General features: G+C 56.5%; 19 protein-coding genes, 1 tRNA gene and 1 pseudogene. 3 read left to right on the plus strand and 18 right to left on the minus strand.

Annotated features, from left to right (window positions below):
* Positions 1-22 precede the first annotated feature (22 nt).
* Positions 23-3,673, minus strand: coding sequence for a restriction endonuclease (locus tag GSQ77_RS02605; RefSeq protein ID WP_158898747.1), 3,651 nt, complete (start codon positions 3,671-3,673; stop codon positions 23-25).
* 257 nt (positions 3,674-3,930) lie between these two features.
* The gene (locus tag GSQ77_RS02610) at positions 3,931-4,539 is read right to left on the minus strand and encodes a hypothetical protein (protein WP_158898749.1); all 609 of its coding nucleotides are present in this window, start codon (positions 4,537-4,539) and stop codon (positions 3,931-3,933) included.
* Positions 4,540-5,015: 476 nt separating this feature from the next.
* Here GSQ77_RS02610 and GSQ77_RS02615 point away from each other — a divergent pair, with 476 nt between their 5' ends.
* Entirely contained in the window at positions 5,016-5,801 is a 786-nt protein-coding gene (locus GSQ77_RS02615; protein ID WP_254067411.1) for a MobA/MobL family protein, read from the plus strand.
* 521 nt (positions 5,802-6,322) lie between these two features.
* On the opposite strand, the gene GSQ77_RS02620 is transcribed toward GSQ77_RS02615, so the two are convergent.
* From GSQ77_RS02620 to GSQ77_RS02635, 4 genes are all read right to left on the minus strand, one after another.
* Positions 6,323-7,078, minus strand: a complete 756-nt coding sequence (locus tag GSQ77_RS02620; RefSeq protein WP_158898751.1) for a hypothetical protein — start codon at positions 7,076-7,078, stop codon at positions 6,323-6,325.
* A 588-nt stretch (positions 7,079-7,666) separates the two neighbouring features.
* A complete protein-coding gene (locus tag GSQ77_RS02625) occupies positions 7,667-9,058 on the minus strand; it encodes a DUF3987 domain-containing protein (RefSeq protein WP_158898894.1) in 1,392 nt (463 codons plus the stop codon).
* Positions 9,058-9,408: a hypothetical protein gene (locus tag GSQ77_RS02630; RefSeq protein ID WP_158898753.1), complete on the minus strand. Its 351-nt coding sequence runs from the start codon at positions 9,406-9,408 to the stop codon at positions 9,058-9,060. The genes GSQ77_RS02625 and GSQ77_RS02630 overlap by 1 nt, the downstream gene beginning before the upstream one ends.
* A 13-nt stretch (positions 9,409-9,421) precedes the next feature.
* Entirely contained in the window at positions 9,422-9,655 is a 234-nt protein-coding gene (locus GSQ77_RS02635) for an AlpA family transcriptional regulator (RefSeq protein WP_158898755.1), read from the minus strand.
* Between the two features lie 422 nt (positions 9,656-10,077).
* On the opposite strand from GSQ77_RS02635, the gene GSQ77_RS02640 reads away from it, so the two are divergent.
* Positions 10,078-11,208 (plus strand): helix-turn-helix domain-containing protein, encoded by a 1,131-nt coding sequence (locus GSQ77_RS02640; RefSeq protein WP_158898757.1) that lies wholly within the window; start codon positions 10,078-10,080, stop codon positions 11,206-11,208.
* Between the two features lie 56 nt (positions 11,209-11,264).
* Here GSQ77_RS02640 and GSQ77_RS02645 read toward each other — a convergent pair whose 3' ends face one another.
* The 5 genes from GSQ77_RS02645 to GSQ77_RS02665 form a co-directional block, all read right to left on the minus strand.
* A complete protein-coding gene (locus tag GSQ77_RS02645) occupies positions 11,265-12,482 on the minus strand; it encodes an integrase arm-type DNA-binding domain-containing protein (RefSeq protein WP_158898759.1) in 1,218 nt (405 codons plus the stop codon).
* Positions 12,483-12,674: 192 nt separating this feature from the next.
* Positions 12,675-12,750 (minus strand) — tRNA-Thr (locus tag GSQ77_RS02650).
* Positions 12,751-12,767: 17 nt separating this feature from the next.
* Positions 12,768-13,247: a ClpXP protease specificity-enhancing factor gene (locus tag GSQ77_RS02655; RefSeq protein ID WP_158898761.1), complete on the minus strand. Its 480-nt coding sequence runs from the start codon at positions 13,245-13,247 to the stop codon at positions 12,768-12,770.
* A gap of 67 nt (positions 13,248-13,314) precedes the next feature.
* Positions 13,315-13,926 carry a glutathione S-transferase N-terminal domain-containing protein gene (locus GSQ77_RS02660; protein WP_158898763.1) on the minus strand — a complete coding sequence of 204 codons (612 nt, stop codon included), beginning with the start codon at positions 13,924-13,926 and terminating at the stop codon, positions 13,315-13,317.
* A gap of 238 nt (positions 13,927-14,164) precedes the next feature.
* Complete coding sequence (locus GSQ77_RS02665; protein ID WP_158898765.1) at positions 14,165-14,932, minus strand: Nif3-like dinuclear metal center hexameric protein; 768 nt, start codon at positions 14,930-14,932, stop codon at positions 14,165-14,167.
* 30 nt (positions 14,933-14,962) lie between these two features.
* On the opposite strand from GSQ77_RS02665, the gene GSQ77_RS02670 reads away from it, so the two are divergent.
* Positions 14,963-16,177 (plus strand): Do family serine endopeptidase, encoded by a 1,215-nt coding sequence (locus GSQ77_RS02670; protein ID WP_158898767.1) that lies wholly within the window; start codon positions 14,963-14,965, stop codon positions 16,175-16,177.
* A gap of 88 nt (positions 16,178-16,265) precedes the next feature.
* On the opposite strand, the gene tatC is transcribed toward GSQ77_RS02670, so the two are convergent.
* From tatC to hisF, 7 genes and pseudogenes are all read right to left on the minus strand, one after another.
* The gene (tatC, locus tag GSQ77_RS02675; RefSeq protein ID WP_158898769.1) at positions 16,266-17,039 is read right to left on the minus strand and encodes a twin-arginine translocase subunit TatC; all 774 of its coding nucleotides are present in this window, start codon (positions 17,037-17,039) and stop codon (positions 16,266-16,268) included.
* Positions 17,040-17,215: 176 nt separating this feature from the next.
* Positions 17,216-17,728, minus strand: a pseudogene (gene tatB / locus GSQ77_RS02680) (Sec-independent protein translocase protein TatB); the annotation flags it as partial.
* A gap of 126 nt (positions 17,729-17,854) precedes the next feature.
* Complete coding sequence (tatA, locus tag GSQ77_RS02685; RefSeq protein ID WP_158898773.1) at positions 17,855-18,103, minus strand: Sec-independent protein translocase subunit TatA; 249 nt, start codon at positions 18,101-18,103, stop codon at positions 17,855-17,857.
* Positions 18,104-18,205: 102 nt separating this feature from the next.
* The gene (locus GSQ77_RS02690; protein ID WP_158898896.1) at positions 18,206-18,571 is read right to left on the minus strand and encodes a histidine triad nucleotide-binding protein; all 366 of its coding nucleotides are present in this window, start codon (positions 18,569-18,571) and stop codon (positions 18,206-18,208) included.
* A 57-nt stretch (positions 18,572-18,628) separates the two neighbouring features.
* Positions 18,629-19,015: a phosphoribosyl-ATP diphosphatase gene (locus tag GSQ77_RS02695; protein WP_158898775.1), complete on the minus strand. Its 387-nt coding sequence runs from the start codon at positions 19,013-19,015 to the stop codon at positions 18,629-18,631.
* Positions 19,012-19,458 (minus strand): phosphoribosyl-AMP cyclohydrolase, encoded by a 447-nt coding sequence (gene hisI, locus GSQ77_RS02700; RefSeq protein WP_158898777.1) that lies wholly within the window; start codon positions 19,456-19,458, stop codon positions 19,012-19,014. The genes GSQ77_RS02695 and hisI overlap by 4 nt, the downstream gene beginning before the upstream one ends.
* Before the next feature lies 1 nt (position 19,459).
* On the minus strand, positions 19,460-20,233 hold the full coding sequence (gene hisF / locus GSQ77_RS02705; RefSeq protein WP_158898779.1) for an imidazole glycerol phosphate synthase subunit HisF: 774 nt from the start codon (positions 20,231-20,233) through the stop codon (positions 19,460-19,462).
* Positions 20,234-20,401: the final 168 nt, after the last annotated feature.

The following is a 20,401-nucleotide window of genomic DNA, read 5'->3' on the forward strand; positions in this document are numbered from 1 at the left end:
TTGTTCGAAACGATATCACTCGTTACATCTGTGATTCCGAGATGAGCCAGCTTGCACCTATACGCTTCCCTGTCGCTTGGTCCCGCAACAACGTCAATATTCTTGCAGCGAAAGGGGTTTTCGCATCGGCCGAAGCAACCTCAATTATTGGCAAATCGTCTTTGCCGATATTCCTTCCTACCATTCGCACGACATCCCAAAAGAATTGCTCCTCGTATTGCGTCCATCTTTCTATTCGAACCACCGTCCTAAGAATCGCTTCCAGAACCTCCCGGCACCAGCATGCTTCCGCAGCCTTGCAAAGTTGGTGTATGACGGCCAGATGCGCGTAGTTCTCCCCGAGTAAATGTTCGAGCAACCTGCCCCGGGTCTTGGTGTATCCCCTCTGGCAGACAACAACAAGACCGGACAGTGTCGTCCAGAGTTCATCGACTTGCTCCAAAACATGATCGATCTCCGCGTCACTGCAATCGGACAACGCGGCACGCAGGTCGTCGGAAACCGATGATGAATGTACGTCAAATTGAAGCAATGAAAGCAAAGTTGCTTTAGGAATTAGGCACCGAACCTGAGCCACAACCGGCACTAGTGGAGCAACAAGCATAGCCAAATGAGATCGAGTGTGTTCAGGCGTCATCGTCGCTAATAGAGCGCGCTCCTTATCCTCGAGTGAATCGGTCTGACCAGTTATCGTCGCATCCTGTACGCGAACGAGACGTCGTACCATCGCTGAAAGAACATCCGCTGCAGTCGCTGACATCCCCAGCACGGCCAACAACTCGAGGACATAGGTCGTGCTCCATTGATACCAGGTGCTTTCGTCCAGCAAGTGACGTTCGCAAGACATCAAGAGCGCGTCCCTGCGAGGCCTCAGGAGACGCTGCTGATGCAAGAAGAAGTTGCATGCATGGCCAGTGTCCGTGCCCCACGCGTCAATGCAAGCCAACGCATATTGTGCAATCGCGGGACTCTCGCAATGCTGAGCCAAATGCCACAGCCGAGCCCGTCGATCTCCCACGCTCGCTGGCAAATCTCGCTCCACCGCGTTCATTAAGTCAGGCGGCAGCGCAGACTTCGCTACTACATCGGAGATAAGCAGTGACAATGCGAAGTCGCCGGACGAGTCGCGCTCGCTCTCCGGGATTTGAGCAGTCGCGCACTCAAACGCCGCACGCATGTCTATCGGTACGCCGGCAAACGCCGCCGCGCGCGTGATCCGTGCTCTAGCCGACACAGTCAGCTCTGAGGCTAATACCTCCCGGAGGACCTGCTCTGCCCTAATCGGTGCAATCGCTTGTAGAGCATGCAGCGCTTGTTGCCAACCAAATAGGTCAGTGGCAGCTGCCAAGTGTTTTTCAATCAGAGTAACGTCCTCTGGATTACGCTCTAATGCAATAAGAAGAAGCGACTCGCCAACAGGCGCACCAGGATTGCACTCAGACAGTCGGCCGCGAGCGAGGTCGAGCCTTTTCGGTAACGGGGCTGACTCCCATATCGCGACCTCACCTCCTGACACTGCAAACGGCGCTGACTTCAAACGGTCTACGATATCTAACACCTCGCGGAGGAAATCCTCATCGCCTGTTGCAGCCAGAGCCCGGCGGGCCTGGTACTGTAGCGGGTTTGCTACGTCTTGTCCCATCGCCTTCAATTTCTCGATCGCGTCCCGCCCTCCCAGCATTGCGAGCGCAAACGTACCTCGAATACGCACGGCCTCGGGCGAAGTAGGCGCGACGCAATCATCGAGTAACGTCTTTACGTGCATGCGCAGAGCATCTGGCAACTCCCTAGCAGCGCGGGCGCCGAGCATGAGATCGGCATTCAATACTGCTGTGAGGAAGTCTGGCGTATGCCCAGCAGGTACCAGACGCGCTGCAAAGACCCAAGCATCATCTGAGACAGAATTTTCCAGCGAGCGTAAGTTGGAGCGCCATGAATGGGCAAGCAATGGCGCGGCTAGCGCGCCAGCCATCAATTGATGATCGAAGCTGTAATAACCGCTTTCAGAGAGGTACAACAGGTCGTGATGGATCAGAAGGCTTACGACGCTGTCCTCTGGCATGTCCGAAACACCGAGCGCCTCATTACAGTGCAATTTCGCGTCCCTTACCCACTTTCCCGCTTCGATAGCAGGACACGCCAGCCTGCCATCGACCACAACAGCCTGGAAAGCAAGCGCGCCCGATAGGAGGAGAATAACGTCAGGTGGCAAATGACGATGCGAGCGCTCAATGTCGCGGTCGCATCGATGTCGCAACAACACCGCAAGCATCTCGCCGAGCGTCGGCGGCAGTTGGGCATTTCCTAGCCAAACGCTGATTGCAACCTTCACAGCAAAGGGCGTCCACAATAATGGCGATCCCGATGTGTCCGCAAGAGATCTGTATGCGGCGACAAACGCCTTTGCCGATCCTTGCCCAAGCTCCTCGCATGCAATCAGCGAAATTCCCACTGGCGTGATAGCGTCCACCTGCACGCAAGCTGCCGGCTTTTGCGGCAATACTATCCTCGTTCGAGCGATCGCCTCTCGAGTCGACACAATGCACGAGACTTGTTTTCGTTTCAGGAGTGGTATTAGCTCCTCAAAGAATGCATCGACGTGGTAAGACGGGCACTCGTTAAGACCGTCACACAACAAAATAATTTTGTCCGGCAGGCTCCGCCAATTTCCATGGTGAACCCCCAACTCCTGGTGAATTGCTCGATCTAGCCCGCCTGGCACATACTTGGAGAGGGCCAATATGACAGGCAGCGTCGCACCTTCGTCGGTCCGCAGTGCTTCGGCGCGTGTCAGTTTTAGTACCGCGGACTTTCCAGCACCGCCGTCCCCAATAAGCACCACAAGGCTACCCGCGTCCAGCGTTGCCAGTTCCATCAAATTGGTGAAGTGACGTTGCGGCAACTTTCGCTCCGGCGGCGAGGCGGCATCTGAGCTAAGCACCAGGCCAACGGGCAAAACAGCTTCGCTGAGCCGCGGCTCAGCCGCAAGTCGGAAGTCACGATGCTCAAGCACATAAGTTTCTCGATCAAACGACGCACGCGGAAACTCGCGGACGACTGTCTCGATTCGAAAGAAGCGCTCAATGACCGTTAGCACACTGTCCCACCGCCGAGACAGCGTCACGTCAAACTCCTGGAAACTCCATGCGATCAGAACGTCGAGTCCATGGACGTAGGATTCGACGACTTGGCGCGGATCAAATCCCGCCTCCTCAAGCCTTACTCGCAGCGTAGCAAGTTCGCCATCCGAGGCGGCGACTAGGCGCTCGCCAGCGGCATAGGCCAGTTGATCCCGAGACCGTTCTCTCAGCTGCTGAATAACTGTTCGACTCACGCCACCGGTACAGATGAATCGGTGCTCCCCAACATCCGACCTCTCTAATTTCGATGTGGCGGCAACTTTCGCCAGCTCTACCGCGACCTGGGTTGCGCTCAGGGACGCTTGCTGACGCTTGCACTGGATACATGCGACCCGATCCGTATTGGCCATCCTCCCTTGAATGTCGAATCCACCATCTCCAGAACCCCTCGGTCTACCAGTAATATGAAGGCCGATCAAATCTGCCACACATTGCATACAGGCAAAAACGAAGTCCTCAAACTGATCCGCAGAGAGCTTTTCTACGGGCAACGCCCGACCACTATAAAGTGGGGGGAGTTGCTTAGCTTCCATCGTACTTGTCATTTTCCGCCTTGGATCTCGGTTTAATGTGTTTTCGAGAGTAGCGCGTGTCCTATCGAATCAATTCTAAGCGTTCGTTGTTGATCAGTGGGTTCGGTATTGATATCGGCCACTCCAAGCTGAGAGTGATAAAAACCGCGTCACTAAGGATGATGAAATGCATCACGTCACCGTGGTTGGGCGTTACGTCACCGGACGTCTGAACCGGAAATACTGGTCACATGAGATCTATCCATGGACATCACCTTCTATGTGAGGGTGCGTCGGTATGCAAATACGATCAAGTCATGCACCAGCTCAAGGAGACCACCGACTACGGAATTGTCAAAGGGATCGCCGTGAGCCATCGCGTTTCTGCGCTGCGCTAACGTAGGCTTTGTAGCTCCAGTAAGCTGCCCGACTACACTACCGCCATATCGAGCCACCATCGGCATTTGAGCGTCCGTCAGACCATCGCCGATCACCATGTATTCGAGCAGGTCCGCAAACTTGATCTCAAGCGGCTTATTTGCCTTCACGGGCTTTGACGGCTTGCGCGCTCTCTTCTTCTCTAACGACTCCTGCAATCGCTGTCCGTAACAGTCTCTCGTTGCCAACTCCAATGCGCTCAGCGCTATCAACTCTCCAACCTTAATCAGATCAGCGTCAATCCAGCCAAGCAAATAGAGTTTCTGTGCGCGCGCGTACTTCAAACGGATGGGATCCGGCACTCGACAGTCTATGTCGAAACTGCGGACGAACATATGCCATTGATCCGCGCGCTCGAACTGAATGAAGCCGCCCATGTTGCCAGGTACCGGCCAAGGAATCAAAAGCGGCTCATTCCGCGTTGGTAGTTCAATATCTAAGCTATCCATGGTACGAACACTGACCAGTCCTTTTGACGCAAGCAGTTAACACCCTGTTCGGCATCTTGTTTGAACCATCAAGAACCACATTCCTACAATCACAGAGATGAGGACTGAGATCGTCGCAATCACTCATACTAAGCAGTAACGATATCACCTCAAAAACTATCGGAATGAGTGAGCCTAGCTCACTATGATGGACGATACAAATACCCCCATCATCACGATCTCTATAAGCCATGCTTGATGCATGGCTCTGTATGTGGTTGATCTACTCTTCTGTCTTCTTAGTGTTGTTCTCTCTTGTATAGTTTTTTACAGCTCTCTACATGCTATGTGAGATGAGCAATCAATCCTCTTCTATTGGTAATAGTCGTAGTCCTGCTTGAAGCAGTCCCACTCCATGCTCTAGTGGTAGGAGGGGATTAAAGGATGCGCACTTAACCTTTCGTCAGAAAGGAAGAGAAATCAAGCATTCCAAACCAATGATCGCTCATCTCACGCGCTGCCAGCATTTCCGTGCTGGCTTTTTTTATTTTTGCACGAGAAAGGTAGTCGACATGGCAAGCTTCCACCATTGCATCAAGAGCGGCAAGAAGGGTTCCGCTGCAGAACATAGCAAGTACATTATGCGAGACGGCAAGAAATACCAAGATCGAGAAGATCTGATCGCTTCCGATCACGGCAACATGCCGAGCTGGGCACAGAACGATCCTTTCGCATTCTGGAAGACAGGAGACGAGCACGAGCGAGCCAACGGTGCCGTATATCGCGAACATGAGATCGCCCTGCCCGGCGAGCTCACGCCCGATCAGAATAAAGAGCTGGTCAATCAGCTCGTGTCGGCACTGGTCGGCGACAAACCGTTCCAATTTGCGATCCATGCGCCGACTGCTGCGCTGGGAGGTGGCATGAATACACATCTGCACCTAATGTATTCCGATCGGGAAGATGACGGTATTGAGCGTTCTGCCGAGCAGACGTTTCGCCGCTACAACGCGAAAAATCCCGAGGTTGGCGGCAGGCGGAAAGACAGCGGTGGAAAGAACAGCATGCAACTACGCGATGAGCTGATCGCCATACGGAAGAAATGCGCTGATCTGCAAAATGCCGCGCTGGCAAAACACGGTCACGACGCTCGCGTTGATCACCGCGCGCTCAAGGACCAAGGCATCGACCGAACGCCCGAAAGCCACCTTGGTCAGGCTCGCATTCGCAGCATGTCAAAGGAAGAGCGGGAACAATATAGCGCGCAGCGGGAATTCGCATAACGAGGCCTGAAGCAATCGCCAGACAAGACGGGAAAAGCGCGGCAAGCACTAGCTTGCCGCGAGTGATCTTCACGCCACGCATCGGATCAACGAAGTTACCGATCGTCTTGCCATGAGCTTCTGCACCTCTCATGTACCTGAGCGCCATCATCGGCCCGCGTCGATATGCAGGGCGGCTGGCAACAAAAAAATGGCGGCACGATTGCAGATGTCGAGAAACTTGCGATGACCAATCTACGAGAAAATTTCCGACAAAAATTGCACTGACGTTCTGTCGCGTGAACAGGAACACGACGAAAATTCTTTCGCGACTTTTTGCGCATGGCTCTCGATATTTTTTTGGAATTTCTCTTCGCGAATTTGCAAAATTGATGCAGGAACCGGGCGTCGACAGCCCGCCCCGCCAAGGGCATAACGCGTGCCCGGCGCCGTAATCGGCGAAATCAGTATCACAATAAAATCAATAGGTTAGGTGTTTTGGATACTGTTTCGCCGTATGCCTACCCATGCATCCGCGCTGCTTACCCTCGCTTCGCCCTCCTCTCAACCGATTGGCGTTGGGCTCGTGGTTTGCGATTTCGCATGCCAAAATACTCTCCTTTCGGTTCGTTTTTCAGCCGCAGCAGAGCACGGCGCATGGCCAGATAACCGAGCGTTTTCTTGAGCTTTTCGCGTCGCACAAAATCAATAGCGTGAACCTCGCCATGAACCCAGTCCTGGTCGTACAGCCAGGTGTGTTGGTCAGCGCGAAGATAATTTCCTCGGCCGCGAGTCCCTACCTTCACCCAATAAGCGCCGATCTGGTCTGCGTGGTCCTGAAGGACTTTACCGGCCTGTTCGGCTTCCACACGTCTGTCGTCGAGCACCTTCTGCAAGGCGGCGGTGTCGAACAGCAACGTGACGTGCAAGCTATATCCTCCTTCGAGCGAGGGCAAGATTGACCACACGTATCCGGGCTCCTTGGTGAACAGTGCGCGCTTTCCTCTCATGCGGTCCAGGAACACCTCGCGGCACTTCTTAAGTTCTCCGAGATCACGATGCTGATCCTCCACCGAAGCCGAGACCAGATTGACCCGCTCCCTGGCGTGGAAGAGGCGCAAATGCAATACGGTGACGCTATTGGGTCGCGCGAACTGCCCATCCAGATAGGCATGCACGTTCACCACGTTCTCTTTACTGCTCAACCGCCAGTTGTGCAGTTCGTCCGACAGCGATGACCTTTTGGCCAGAAATACCCGACGGAAAACGGCGACGAAATCGTTATACAGTTCCGCCAAGGTGAGACCTATAACGTCAATCGCGGAACTTCCGTTGCAATTAAGGCGAGCACTGATGGGGTGACAGAGGAATACGTCACATACCAGCCGTAAGTGCGGCGCATATAGCAACTGAGCTGCGTTCCGATCTATAGGGTCAAGCATCGCTGCACTCGATAAGATGGCCTGCCGAAGGTTGGCCAATATCAGAGAAGCTCGGCTGGCAGAATTAGGCTCAGCAGTCTTGGTGTAAAACTTCGGCTCCTCATGATCTTCCAGGACCCGTCCCCTGGGCGTCCGCCTGCTGATCAGGAAAGGGGCTAAGTCGGTTTCAAGTGACGCTCGGACGAAGTCATTCAGTAACACCAAAAGTCCAATATCTGGCCCATCGCTAGGGCTTACGTTACCGTCCGGGTCGGTGCGATAATTCAGACTGCGGTCGACGAGCTCGCCTAGCCCAGCTGGCGTCTGCGGAACAAAAGAGGGGGATGATTTTCGTGAGTTCATTGCGGTTTTAATATTCAGAGACGGGGTCGAAAGCCGCGCATCAGTGCTGCACGACGTGCAAAAAGGCCGCCCGCCAAATGGCGGACGGGGTATGCGGAGGTGTTACACCCCGCCTTTCATTGGCTTGTAGCCCAAGCCGACGAGAGGAAATATATTCGGAGCGATCAGCTCTAGCTTGACGACGCGACGGCCTTTTTCGGTGCGCGGGACGACCTGGGCGAAACCCTGCTCGCAAATCCACATGATGGCCTCGTTCATTTCCGCCCTCGTCCATCCGAAGTTCGGTGCCCATACTTCGATGTCGGATTTCTTCCAACTCGGAAACTGCACGCCCGCCTGTCGAGCCCAGGCACGAAGCGAATCTAGTAGATGCTGCGCACGTTGCACGGCCTCGGGTATCGGCTTCGGCGGGAACACGGACGCAAGCCAGTGCGCCCCAAAACATTCGGCAATCGTCACGGCACGTACCATCGTGTCAGCCGACACTCCACCTTCGTAGCCCTCGAAAACGTGCATGCAGCCCGCAATCCGCCGCGTATTCGCTGCCAGCCGAACAGCAAACACTTCCACCTCGTTGAGTGGTAGGAAGAGTCTTGCCATGCCACGGAAATGCTCCAAAGCCTGGCGCAGGATCTGCTCGGACTCCAACGGTACGTCGATCACGGGAAGCTGGCTTGCCGACATTGCTTCGAGTTTGCGCCGAGCACTAGCGATCAACTCGCCAATGCGGCGGTCGTACTCCAAAAGCGCGACCTCAGGCTGCTGGCGTCCGACGCCCTCGACTGCGCGTTGATCTGTTTCCAGGACCAGTTCGCGGTACTGGTAGCCTGACCCTGTTGCCTCCTCACCGTGCTTCTTGAGCCATTCGCGATGGCGATCGCTCTGCACGTTGACGCATTTCACGAAAATCGCGCTATCCGGCGCATTGGCGACAGCATCGTCATCGTCGTCGGCGCGAGAAAATGCCGGCACTTGACCGTCGTAGAGATCGCTCAAGAGTGCAAACTCGAAACTGAGCGGGTCGCCGAGATGAGCTCGCCCTTCTGACATGCTGAGCATCGAAAATACTGCGCCGCCGCGAATCTTCCGAATCAACGTGGGCGGCCTCACGTTAGAAAACCGCCAAGTCTTTTTCCAGCCACGCATTCCTTCGTCAATCGGATTATTGGACCGATCGTGGGCATCCGTTTTCCCGCTCAAAGGCGGCCCGACAAATCGGATGTGAAGGCCCAGCAGCATTGGTTTGCCATTGTGGCCGCGGATGCGGGAATTACCGGCGGCTGCGAACGATGTGGCGCCCAGCAGATTCGCTAGAATCGCCTCTTCCGTTGAGCCGAAAATGGCGCGCTGCTCAATGGCTGCGCGGAATAAAGTGGGCGTCAGTGCATTAATTGCCTGCGAGGTGAGAGTCGGGCCGTAGCCAAACCGCGGATTGGCCACGGGCGTTTGCGAGGGCATAAAGCCCCCGCCAAACGGATTGACGGGGTAGTGCATCACTTGATCGCCTTTTCTTTCGCATCGGATTGCAGTGCTCCGGACTTGTCAACTGACATGCCCTGCGAGGACTCGCCAGTCTCTTCGCTCGGCAACGACTGCAGCTTGCATTTCTCGTATAGATCTTCGGCCTCCCTTTTTGTAAGCGACGGACCACCATGATCGCGAATGAGCGTGAGGATCGACGACCAGGACCAGCCGTTGCTCAAGGCCTCGGTAATTGCTGGAACGAACGGAAGGAAGCGCTCGGTCTTGATCTGCTCCGGTGACTTCTTGGCCCGGATCTTCTGCAATGCTCCGGCCACGTCGGCCTTCGTTTTTTCTGGGGTGGTAGCTTGGTTCTTTGTCATGAGTCAGTCCTTCTTACACTGCCGAACGTGCTTTGGCACGCGTCGCGATCTTTTTCTGAATAAACCGTTCGAGCTCCTCGGTCACAAAGAACGAATTGCGTCCAATTTTGAAAGGAACAGGCATATCAGGATCGTAGCGGGCTGAATTTGGGTTGAGCATGTCGTAGACGGTCGATTTTGATTTATGGTACTGACGAACCCCTTCCAGCAGCGGGGTAATTGAAGTCAGTTGAGAGAGTTTGTCCATTTGTTTCGTATCTCCTTGTATGTGAAACAAGGTGAACGTTAATGGCTGTACTAAGACTTGAGCAGACGCTGCTTCGACTAAAAAATTATTCCTGGCTCCTGTCGCCAACCTGTTAACCGACTATCCTTTTGACGGGCTCACTTCCTTGTACTGAGCCTCGTGGGGATTGCCTCTGAGGCGTCTTACAACGTGCTCGGCAAAAAACGGATCGCTTCCAAACAACAGCGGCGGAAGTCATAGCCATATCTGTCACCCCCAACAGTTATGCTATTCTTAACGATACTTATATAAATCCCTGGACCAGAATTTTTGCTTTTTTTCACTGGAGAAACCCGGTGCGAGTTGCCCCGAAAGTTGTACTTCGCCCTAGCGAAGAAGCGAAGCTGGTAAAGCTTGTCCATTCCCAGGTCACAAGCGTACGAATGGCCCAGCGCGCGCGAATAGTGCTCCTGGCAGCGCAAGGCAAACAGAACGCGGAGATCGCTGAGCGCATAAGCGTGGGGCGCTTGCAGGTTGCGCGTTGGCGGGGCCGCTATGTTGAGCACGGTTTCGAAGGGATAAGACACGACTTACCCCGCGGCGCGCCGCCAGCGAAGGTGACTGAAAAAAAACTGAGGAAGCTGGTCATGCTAGACCCGCCAGACGCGAGTGCAAACTGGACCGTGAGCAAGCTCGCACGAGCCTTGGGCGTCAGTAATAGCACCGCAGCACGACACTTACGGGCGAACAAAATTAAGTTACATCCGCCTCGACAGGCTCTTAAGTCTCATGAAGATTGGAAAATTAACCCAGAATCTTGCTCAACTAATACAACAACCGAGAGCGACGCCCTGAGGTTGCTAGCTCATGCCGCATCTCTTGAATACGGCGGAATTCAGATCAACGACCTCGAAGAAGAGATTGCGCGCGTACGTAGCGGGTTGGAATGGAGATTTGCCCATGCCAAAGAGCCATTCGATGTGTACATGGTCCGCGTCATCAAACTTAACCATTGGAAGAAACTGACCGAAGGCACCCTTCCGGACCTTATAGAAAAATTTGAGGCATCTCTCGTTAAGAGATTCCCTGTCACAGACGAACATTGCCCAGACGAGAAGCATCGCAAATATCTGGTGGAGGCATGTTCATGTTTAGCCCTGGCAGAAGCTGCCGAGAAGGAGAAACGCAGTGAAATTGCTTGGCATTTTCTCGCCCAAGCCGAGCATCAGCTAGGATGCGCAGATGGGTACCACGTGGCCGTGTCTGACCCAAACATGAAACAATCCCGTGCGGCGAGTGGCGGAAAGAAAAAAGCAGAGAATCAGAAGGAAAAGGAACGTACGCTGTACATTGAACTACTCGATACGTTGGAACTAGAGCCGGGCTGGGAATCCAAATCGGAAGCCATCAAGAAAACGGAAGCCATCAAGAAAGTCTTGAGCGAGGCCACGACCATTCTCAAAACATTCAACATATCTGTCGAAGATCCTTTCGGAAGCCTTTATGACTTGCTGACTACTGATAGCGGTGTGAAAGCCGCATTTGAGAAATTCATGCGCCGACACGGCAACTAAAACCATGTACGCCGCTTAGCAAGCGAGCGAAAACGTCACTTAGTCACAAATTTGTTTCATCGTGCGCCTTGACTCAGCGGCATCACTTCCGCGCCCACTTTCAACCGGTCGAGATAGTCGGCCCACTTCTGCATCATCACGCGGCGCTCCTTGATGAATTTCGTCCGGTTATACGCAGTTCCCAGGTTGTCAGGGACCGCATGAGCAAGCTGATGCTCGATCACTTCGGGCTTTTGCTCAAGCTCTTCATGCAGGATTGTGCGAGCCATTGCCCGAAAACCGTGACCGGTAATTTCAGTGCGAGTGTCGTACCCGAGGCGACGCAACGCAGCATTGATTGCGGCATCGCTCATTGGGCGCTGAGCCGAACGCGCCCCAGGGAAAACGTAGCGCCCGCGGCCGGTCAACGCATGAAGCTCGCGCAAAATCCGCACCACCTGCGTGGCGAGAGGAACCAGATGCTGCGTGTTGGTTTTCGTAACCAGATAACGCCACTCCCCCTTCTCCAAATCGATCTGGGACCATTCAGCAGTTCGTAGCTCGCCAGGGCGGGTGAACAGCATAGGCGCGAGTTTGAGCGCGCACAGGACGGCAAACGTGCCGCTGAAGCCCTCGAAGGCCCGCAACATCTCGCCAACCTTGGCCGGATCTGTAATCGACGCGAAGTGCGTAGTTTGCGCTGGTGGAATGGCATCAACGAGATGCGCCGCCGGATCGGTCCTGCAATACCCCTCCTTGATCGCATAGCGAAACACTCGGCTGATTTCGCTGCGCACTCGATGAGACGTGAAGCGTGCACCACGACTATCGACCCGTTTCAAGACGGTCAATATCTCTGGAGCATCGATCTCTGCGACGGGCCGCTTGCCAATCCAAGGAAAAACGTCTTTCTCGAACCGGGCCTTGGTTTTTCCCCAAGACCCTGCCGTAACATAGCCCTTGCGCTCGTCCATCCACCCTCGTGTGACAATCTCGAACGAATTGGTCGCTGCAAGCAATGCGGCCCGCTTGCCTGTTCTTTTTGCCTCGCCGGGATCAATACCTGCCGCCAGCTTTTTGCGTGCGTCGTTGCGTTTTTCGCGTGCCGCCGCCAACGGCACGTCCGGATAGACCCCCAGCGCAAGACGCTTCTCCTTGCCAGCAAAACGATACTTGAGCCGCCAGTACCTGCCGCCCGCCGGGGAGACCTCCAAATACATGCCGCCGCCGTCAGCAAGGCGGTACGTTTTCTCGCGGGGAGCGGCTTTTCGGATAGCGATGTCTGTCAGCGGCATATGGCACCTTACAACCCCAGGGGGCATTTTTCTTAGGGGGCACTCACCATTTTCAGAAATTCCCCCAGAGGTGCCCCCGCATGCCCCCGGATTTCAGCGGGCGCCGTTGGACACTACCGGAATAAAAAAACCCGTGAAGCCTTATGCTATCACGGGTTTCTGGATTTCCAAGGACTTCTTTGGACAGGTAATTGGTGCCGGCTGCAGGACTCGAACCCGCCACCTTCTGATTACAAATCAACTGCTCTACCTGATGAGCTAAGCCGGCGCGGACCGAATTTTACTTCATTTGATGACTTTTAGGTGCGGGCGTCCGCCTTTAGGTGCATCGGGCGGTCCATCGGTACCCGGGTGCTCGCCATCCTCACCCGCGTCCCCATCCTGCCCCAACACATCTTCCGACGTATCCGCCGATTCCAGCGGCATCCCTTCCTCGTCAGAACCCGTTTCCGACTCTTCAGCCGGAAACGCCATCCCTTGCCCGTTTTCTCGCGCGTAAATCGCGAGCACGTTCGCAATCGGCACTTCGATTTTATGCGGCTTTCCGGAAAAGCGAGCGCTGAATTCGATCCATTCATTGCCCATCTGCAACTGATTGGTCGCGTCGAAGCTGATATTCAGAACGATTTCGCCATCGCGCACAAATTCGCGCGGCACGCGGGTTTGCGCATCGCAGCGCACCGCGATATGCGGCGTATAACCATTGTCCGTGCACCACTCGTACAGCGCGCGCAACAAATACGGTTTAGTCGATGTTTCTTGCATAAGATCCTTGCGTGACGACGAGCAAGCGCGGCGCGCGAACAGCCGCCGCGGCCTGCTACGGTGCGTCTTAGCGGCGCATTACCTTTTCCGACGGGGTAAGCGCTTCGATATAGGCCGGGCGGCTGAAAATCCGCTCGGCGTACTTCATCAATGGCGCGGCGTTCTTCGACAATTCGATACCGTAGTGATCGAGGCGCCACAAGAGCGGAGCGATCGCGACGTCGAGCATCGAGAATTCTTCACCCAGCATGTACTTGTTCTTGACGAAAATCGGCGCAAGCTGGGTCAGGCGGTCGCGAATCGCAATGCGTGCCTTTTCGTGCGCTTTCTCAGCCGGTTTGCCCTTTTCGTTTTCGAGCGTGCCGACGTGCACGAACAGCTCTTTTTCGAAATTAAGCAGGAACAGGCGAGCCCGCGCGCGTTGCACCGGGTCCGCCGGCATCAATTGCGGATGCGGGAAGCGTTCGTCAATGTATTCGTTGATGATGTTCGATTCGTACAGGATCAGATCGCGTTCAACCAGAATCGGCACTTGGCCGTACGGGTTCATCACGGCGATGTCTTCCGGCTTGTTGAACAGGTCGACGTCGCGAATTTCGAAATCCATCCCTTTTTCGAACAACACCAGGCGGCAACGTTGCGAGAACGGGCAGGTGGTGCCAGAGTACAAGACCATCATGTTTTTAGTTTCCTTAAATGCACTGAATATGTCGAGCGCCTATGGGCCCGCTTCAGTCACGCCAGGCGCGCGGTCTGCGCACCCTTGGCCGTTTGCCCTGCGTTTGCTCTGAGTTTGCTCTGTACGCACCCTGCGAAGTGCGGACCAAACCCCGGATTATAAGCAATCGGACAGCGCGATTAAAGCCTTGCCTACCATTCAGGTGGTTTTTTTCTCTAAAAACAGCGGCTTAGCCCCGTCAGACGGGGTTATCGATGTCGATAAATAAGTATTCCACGTCGAAAGTATCGGAAAGATGCTGGCCCAAAGCCTGCACACCATAGCGTTCGGTGGCGTGGTGCCCGGCCGCGAGGTACCCCACTTCACTTTCGCGGGCCAGATGAACCGTCGATTCGGAAATTTCACCGGAAAGGTAAACATCCGCGCCCGCGTTCACTGCTGCGTCGAAATACCCCTGCGCGCCGCCCGTACACCATGCAACCCGACGTACCGCCCAATCGGGTTCGCCGATCACGAGCGGCTCTCGATTCAAGACGCGCCCCACTTGCGCGGCCAGCGCTTCGAGCGTGGTCGGCAGCGATAAGGTCGTCATGCAAAGCAGATCGGTTTCGCCGCCCGGGTTGCCGTCGGCGTCGATGCGGCTATCGACGATCCACCCCAGGCGTTGACCGAGTTGAACATTGTTCCCCACTTCCGGATGGGCATCCAGCGGCAAGTGGTAGGCGAAGAGATTCAGGTCGTGGCGCAACAGGGTGCGCAGGCGTCGGTACTTTTGACCGGTCACGACCGGATTTTCGTTTTTCCAGAAGTAGCCGTGATGCACGATGACGGCATCGGCGCCCCAATCGAGCGCGGCTTCGAGAAATGCTTGGGAGGCGGTCACGCCGGTCGCGATTTTTTCGATTTTGCGGCGGCCCTCGACTTGCAGGCCGTTAGGGCAATAATCCTTAAACTTGCCGACTTGCAATAGACCGTTCAAGTACAATTCCAATTCGATCCGATCCACGATACCTCCTGGTTATTTCTCTGATTTCAGATGCTTAGACGATTCTGGCTGTCATTCGCACAAGCGGTAACCGTGTTGCTGGCGCTGCTGTTCATCGTCACCACTCTAAAACCGAGTTGGCTGCAACACCAGGGGCAACTCGGGCAGCAATTAGCGGGACCGATCGTGGCACTCAAGGAGGTGGCGCCGAACATGGGCAGCCACCACGCTGTGGAGTCCTATGCGGACGGCGCGCAAAAGGCGATGCCGGCCGTCGTCAATGTGTTCTCCAGCAAGGGGGGCGCCACGCGTCCGCATGACCCGCGCATGGACGACCCGCTGTACAGCTACTTCTTCGGCAATGGCAGCACGCCCCATCAGCAGCCGCAGGATGCGTCCAATCTGGGTTCCGGCGTCATTGTGAGCTCCGAAGGTTACATTTTAACCAACCAGCACGTCGTCGACGGCGCCGATGAGATCGAAGTGGCGCTGGCCGACGGCCGCGCAGCCTCGGCCAAGGTGATCGGCGTCGACTCTGAAACCGATCTGGCCGTCCTTAAGATCAATCTGAATAATCTCCCAACCATTACGCTGGGCCGTATGGAAGGTGCGCGCGTAGGCGACGTGGTGTTGGCCATCGGCAATCCGTTCGGCGTCGGCCAGACGGTAACAATGGGCATTATCAGCGCTTTGGGACGCAACCATCTCGGCATCAACACCTTCGAGAACTTCATTCAAACCGACGCGCCCATCAACCCGGGCAATTCGGGCGGCGCATTGGTCGATGCCAATGGCAACTTGCTGGGCATCAATACCGCGATCTATTCGCGTAGCGGCGGCTCGCTCGGTATCGGCTTTGCGATTCCCGTTACGACCGCGCGCAGCGTGCTGGAAAGCATCATCACCACCGGCACCGTGACACGCGGCTGGATCGGCGTGGAACCTCAAGATCTGACTCCGGAAATTGCCGACTCGTTCAACCTGAAACAGACCTCGGGCGCCATTATTTCCGGCGTGCTGCAGGGTAGCCCCGCCGACAAGGGCGGCATGCGTCCGGGCGATATCCTGCTAGGCGTGAATGGAGAAGATATTACCGACACCACCAAGCTGTTGAACGTGATCGCTCAGATCAAACCGGGCAGCAATGCGCAGGTGCGGGTGATCCGCAAAGGTCATGAAATGTCGCTGAACATCAAGGTCGGCAAGCGTCCCCCGCCGCCGAAGCAAGCCAGCGACGACAGTAGCGACCAACCGAACAGCAATTGAGCGCCGGCCCCGTGGGTATAGGCGAGGGCCGCGAGAGTTACTGCGGCTGGCAGTGGCGGGCGGTGGCGGTGGGCTGTGGCTGTGACGGTTAAGGCGCCATATCCTCGACTGGCAGCGTTTCCTTGTCCTTGCCGATGAATATGCGCGCAGCAATAATGCCGACTTCGTAGAGCAAGATCAGCGGCACCGCGAGGATCAACTGCGAAAACACGTCCGGCGGGGTCACCACCGCCGCGACGATAAACGCCCCGACCACCACATACGGGCGGATCTTCTTGAGTTTCTTGATGGTCAGCACGCCCATTCCCACCAGCAGCACCACGACGATCGGTGTTTCAAACGTAGCGCCGAAGGCCAGGAAGGTGGTGAGCGCAAAGCTCAGGTATTTGTCGATATCGGTCGACATCTGCGCCCCGAGCGGCGCGTTGTAGTGCGCCATGACCCGGAAGATGGTCGGAAACACCAGGAAATACGCAAACGACATGCCGGCCAGGAACAAGGCGTAGCTGCTGCCTACCAGCGGCATCACCAGCCGCTTCTCGTGCGCGTACAGCCCCGGAGCCACGAACGCCCACAATTGATAGAGCACCACGGGCAACGCGATCACTAGCGCCACCATCATGGTCACCTTCATCGGTACGAAGAACGATCCCGTCACGTCGGTGACGATCATCTTGCCGCCGGCCGGAAGGTTATCGAGCAAAGGGCGTGCTAGCAGATGGAAGATATTCGGCGCCCAGTACACGAGGCAGACGAAAACCGCGAGCACGGCGCCGCCGGCGCGGATCACGCGGTCTCGAAGTTCGACCAGGTGCGAGATGAAAGTATCTTCTGCGGGTTGGGATTGCTGGGGATCGCTCACGGCCGGTTGTTTCTCGATAGGGTCTGAACGGGTTGTTACAGGAAGCGGATCGGCCGCCGAGCGGGAGCCGCCGCAGCTTGAACGGGAGCCGCAGCTGGAGCGAGACTCGCCGCTGCTTGTGCCGTGCTCGCCGTAGCAGCGAGCGTATCGGAGTTTCGTGACGTGCGTGCTGCAAGAGCCTCGCGCGCCGCACCCGACACCACATTCGTGCGTTTCAGGCTGGCGCGTCTATACCAAACCGGCGTCGCAGCTTGGCGCACGCGCCAGTTGCGGCGCGAACCTTTGCCACCCGATTTGCTGGTCATGAGGCTGCCGCGCCGCGTCCAGTCGCTGGGCTGCGGGTCGCTGGATTGCTGGTCGGTGAGCGTACTCGTGAAGCCACCGGGCGGTGGCGCCGCGTCGCTGCTGCCGTGCCACGCCTCGGTGAGTTCGTCGCTGTGCTGACGCACCGTGTCGTGTATGGTGTTCTGGACCGAGCTGGCCGCCTCTTCGAAGCCGCTTTTCATTTTGCGGATTTCTTCGAGCTCGATCTCGCGCGTGACCTCGGATTTCACGTCGTTGATGTAACGCTGCGCGCGCCCCAGCAACGCGCCCGCAGTGCGCGCCACACGCGGCAAGCGCTCCGGGCCGAGGACGACCAGCGCCACCAGGCCGATCACCGCCATCTTCGATATGTCGAGATCAAACATGACTTTATATGCCCGTGCGCGACGATAGGATCGACGACCGGCGAGCGTGCGGCTTCGGCGCTCGTGGCTCTCGTGGCTCTTGCAGCCTTGGCGACGACCCGGTGCCGCCCCGCGCGAACCTCGCCATCAGAGTTGCGAAGTCTTGTCTTTCGCTTCGACGTCAACCGTGTTGGCGCGCGGCAGTTCGCGTGCTTCAGGCGAAGTCGCCGAGGTGGGCGTCGTCGTCGGGTTGCCTTCGGCGTCGCGCATGCCTTCCTTGAATCCTTTGACCGCGCCGCCCAGATCCGTGCCGATGTTGCGCAGTTTCTTGGTGCCGAAGACCAACGCCACGATAACCAAGACGATCAACCAGTGCCAAATACTAAACGAACCCATTTCATTCTCCTTGTCTGCTCGCCCCCTGCGCGTATCGATAACGGCATAGCGGGTTTGCAGTCTGATCAATCAAAATAATTTTGCACACCGGTAAATCACGTACTACCCCATCCGCGACCAGGGCCTGGCTCCCGCCAGTATGTGTGCATGTAAATGATAGACCTCTTGGCCGCCGCCCGGCCCGACGTTTACCACCGTACGAAAACCCGTGTCGCCACCGGTGTAGGCGCATCCGAGCTGTTCCGCCAATTTCGGAATCAATACCATCATTTTACCCAGCAATGCGGCATCCGCCGGGCCACAATCCGACAGCGTCTCGATATGCTTGCGTGGAATCACCAGTACATGCGTCGGGGCGGCGGGCTTGATATCGTGAAAGGCGAAAAAGTCTTCGTCTTCGTAGACTTTCTTGCTGGGTATGATTCCTGCCGCAATCTTGCAAAAAATGCAGTTTTCTTCGGCCATCAGCTCACCTTTTTGACGATTTAAGGGCATTTCGCACCGCGCGCATCAACCTTCTGCGCGTCAACCTTCCGCATTTTCACCTTCGGTACGCTCGCGCTCGCGCGATTTACGTAAAGCCTTTTCTTCCAGCCCCGACAAACCCTCGCGGCGTTCAAGCTCGGCCAGCACGTCGGCTGGTTTCAGATCGTAATGCGACAACATGATAAGACAGTGAAACCACAGATCGGCCACTTCGCTGACCACCTTGCCGGCATCGCCGCCGTGCTGCGCGTCCTTGGCTGCCATCACCACTTCGGTGGCCTCTTCGCCGACCTTTTTGAGGATCGCGTCGTCGCCTTTATGGAACAGACGCGCTACGTACGACCGCTCGGGATCGCCGCCGCGGCGCCCATCGATTATGGCGCCCAGACGCGCAAGCGTGTCGTTGCCGGTGGGAATTGCGCTCATTTGTAGATGTGTTCCGGGTCTTTAAGCACCGCGTCTACCGTGACCCAGGTACCGTTTTCAAATTTACGAAAAAAACACGAATGCCGCCCGGTGTGGCAGGCGATGCCCGACACTTGGTCGACTTTCAGTATCACCACGTCGGCGTCGCAATCGATACGCACTTCATGCACATTCTGCACGTGTCCAGACTCTTCGCCTTTGAACCAGAGCCGATTGCGCGAGCGCGACCAATAGACAGCGCGCCCGAGTTCCAGCGTTTTCTGCAGCGCTTCGCGGTTCATCCACGCGAACATCAGCACGTCGTTGCTGCCGTGTTCCTGCGCGATCACCGGCACCAGTCCCTGGTGGTCCCATTTGATCTCTTCGAGCCACGGGGTCGCGGTGTTACCCGCAGTGCCCCCCGCAGTGCCCCCTTGTGTCGCACTTATTGCCGAATTCGTCATCTCACATCCTCACCGAAATGCCCTGCCCGGCCATGAATTGCTTGGCTTCGACTATGGTGTGTTGGCCATAGTGAAAAATGCTCGCTGCCAATACCGCGTCCGCACGCCCTTGGGTAATGCCGTCGGCCAGATCCTGCAGGCCGCCCACGCCGCCCGACGCAATCACCGGCACCGACACGGCGTCCGATACCGCGCGCGTGAGCGCCAGATCGAAGCCGCTTTTGGTGCCGTCGCGATCCATGCTGGTCAGCAGAATTTCCCCCGCACCCAGCCGCGTCATATTGCGCGCCCATTCAATCACGTCCAGCCCGGTCGGCTTGCGCCCGCCATGCGTGAACACTTCCCAGCGCAGCGGCTCGCCGTCGGCCGAAACGCGTTTTGCGTCGATTGCCACCACGATACATTGTGAACCGTATTTGGCGCTGGCCTCGCCCACCAGTTCCGGGCGGCTCACGGCCGCCGAATTGATGCTGATCTTATCGGCGCCGGCATTGAGCAACCGGCGCACATCCTCGACCGCGCGCACACCACCACCGACAGTCAGCGGAATAAACACCTGCGAAGCGACCGCCTCGATAATGGGCAAAATCAGATCGCGATTGTCCGAGCTGGCCGTGATATCGAGGAAGGTCAGCTCATCGGCGCCTTCGCCGTCATAGCGCCGTGCGATCTCAACCGGGTCGCCCGCGTCGCGTAACTCGAGGAAATTGACACCTTTGACGACGCGACCGGCGTTGACGTCCAGACAAGGGATGATGCGTTTAGCGAGAGCCATGGGATAAGCGCCGTATATTCAGTGCGGTTCAGTGCAGTTCGGTCGAGTCGGGAGCCGTTGCCGCTTGGCCGTTATCTGCAGGCCCGGCGGTACTTGCGCGCGGCCGGGGTTCAGCGAAGCGGGGCACGGCTCGTGGCAGGTAGCGAGCAGGGGGGTAGGCCTACCCGC

The organism is Burkholderia sp. L27(2015) (assembly GCF_009765705.1).
Taxonomy (GTDB): Bacteria; Pseudomonadota; Gammaproteobacteria; order Burkholderiales; family Burkholderiaceae; genus LMUX01.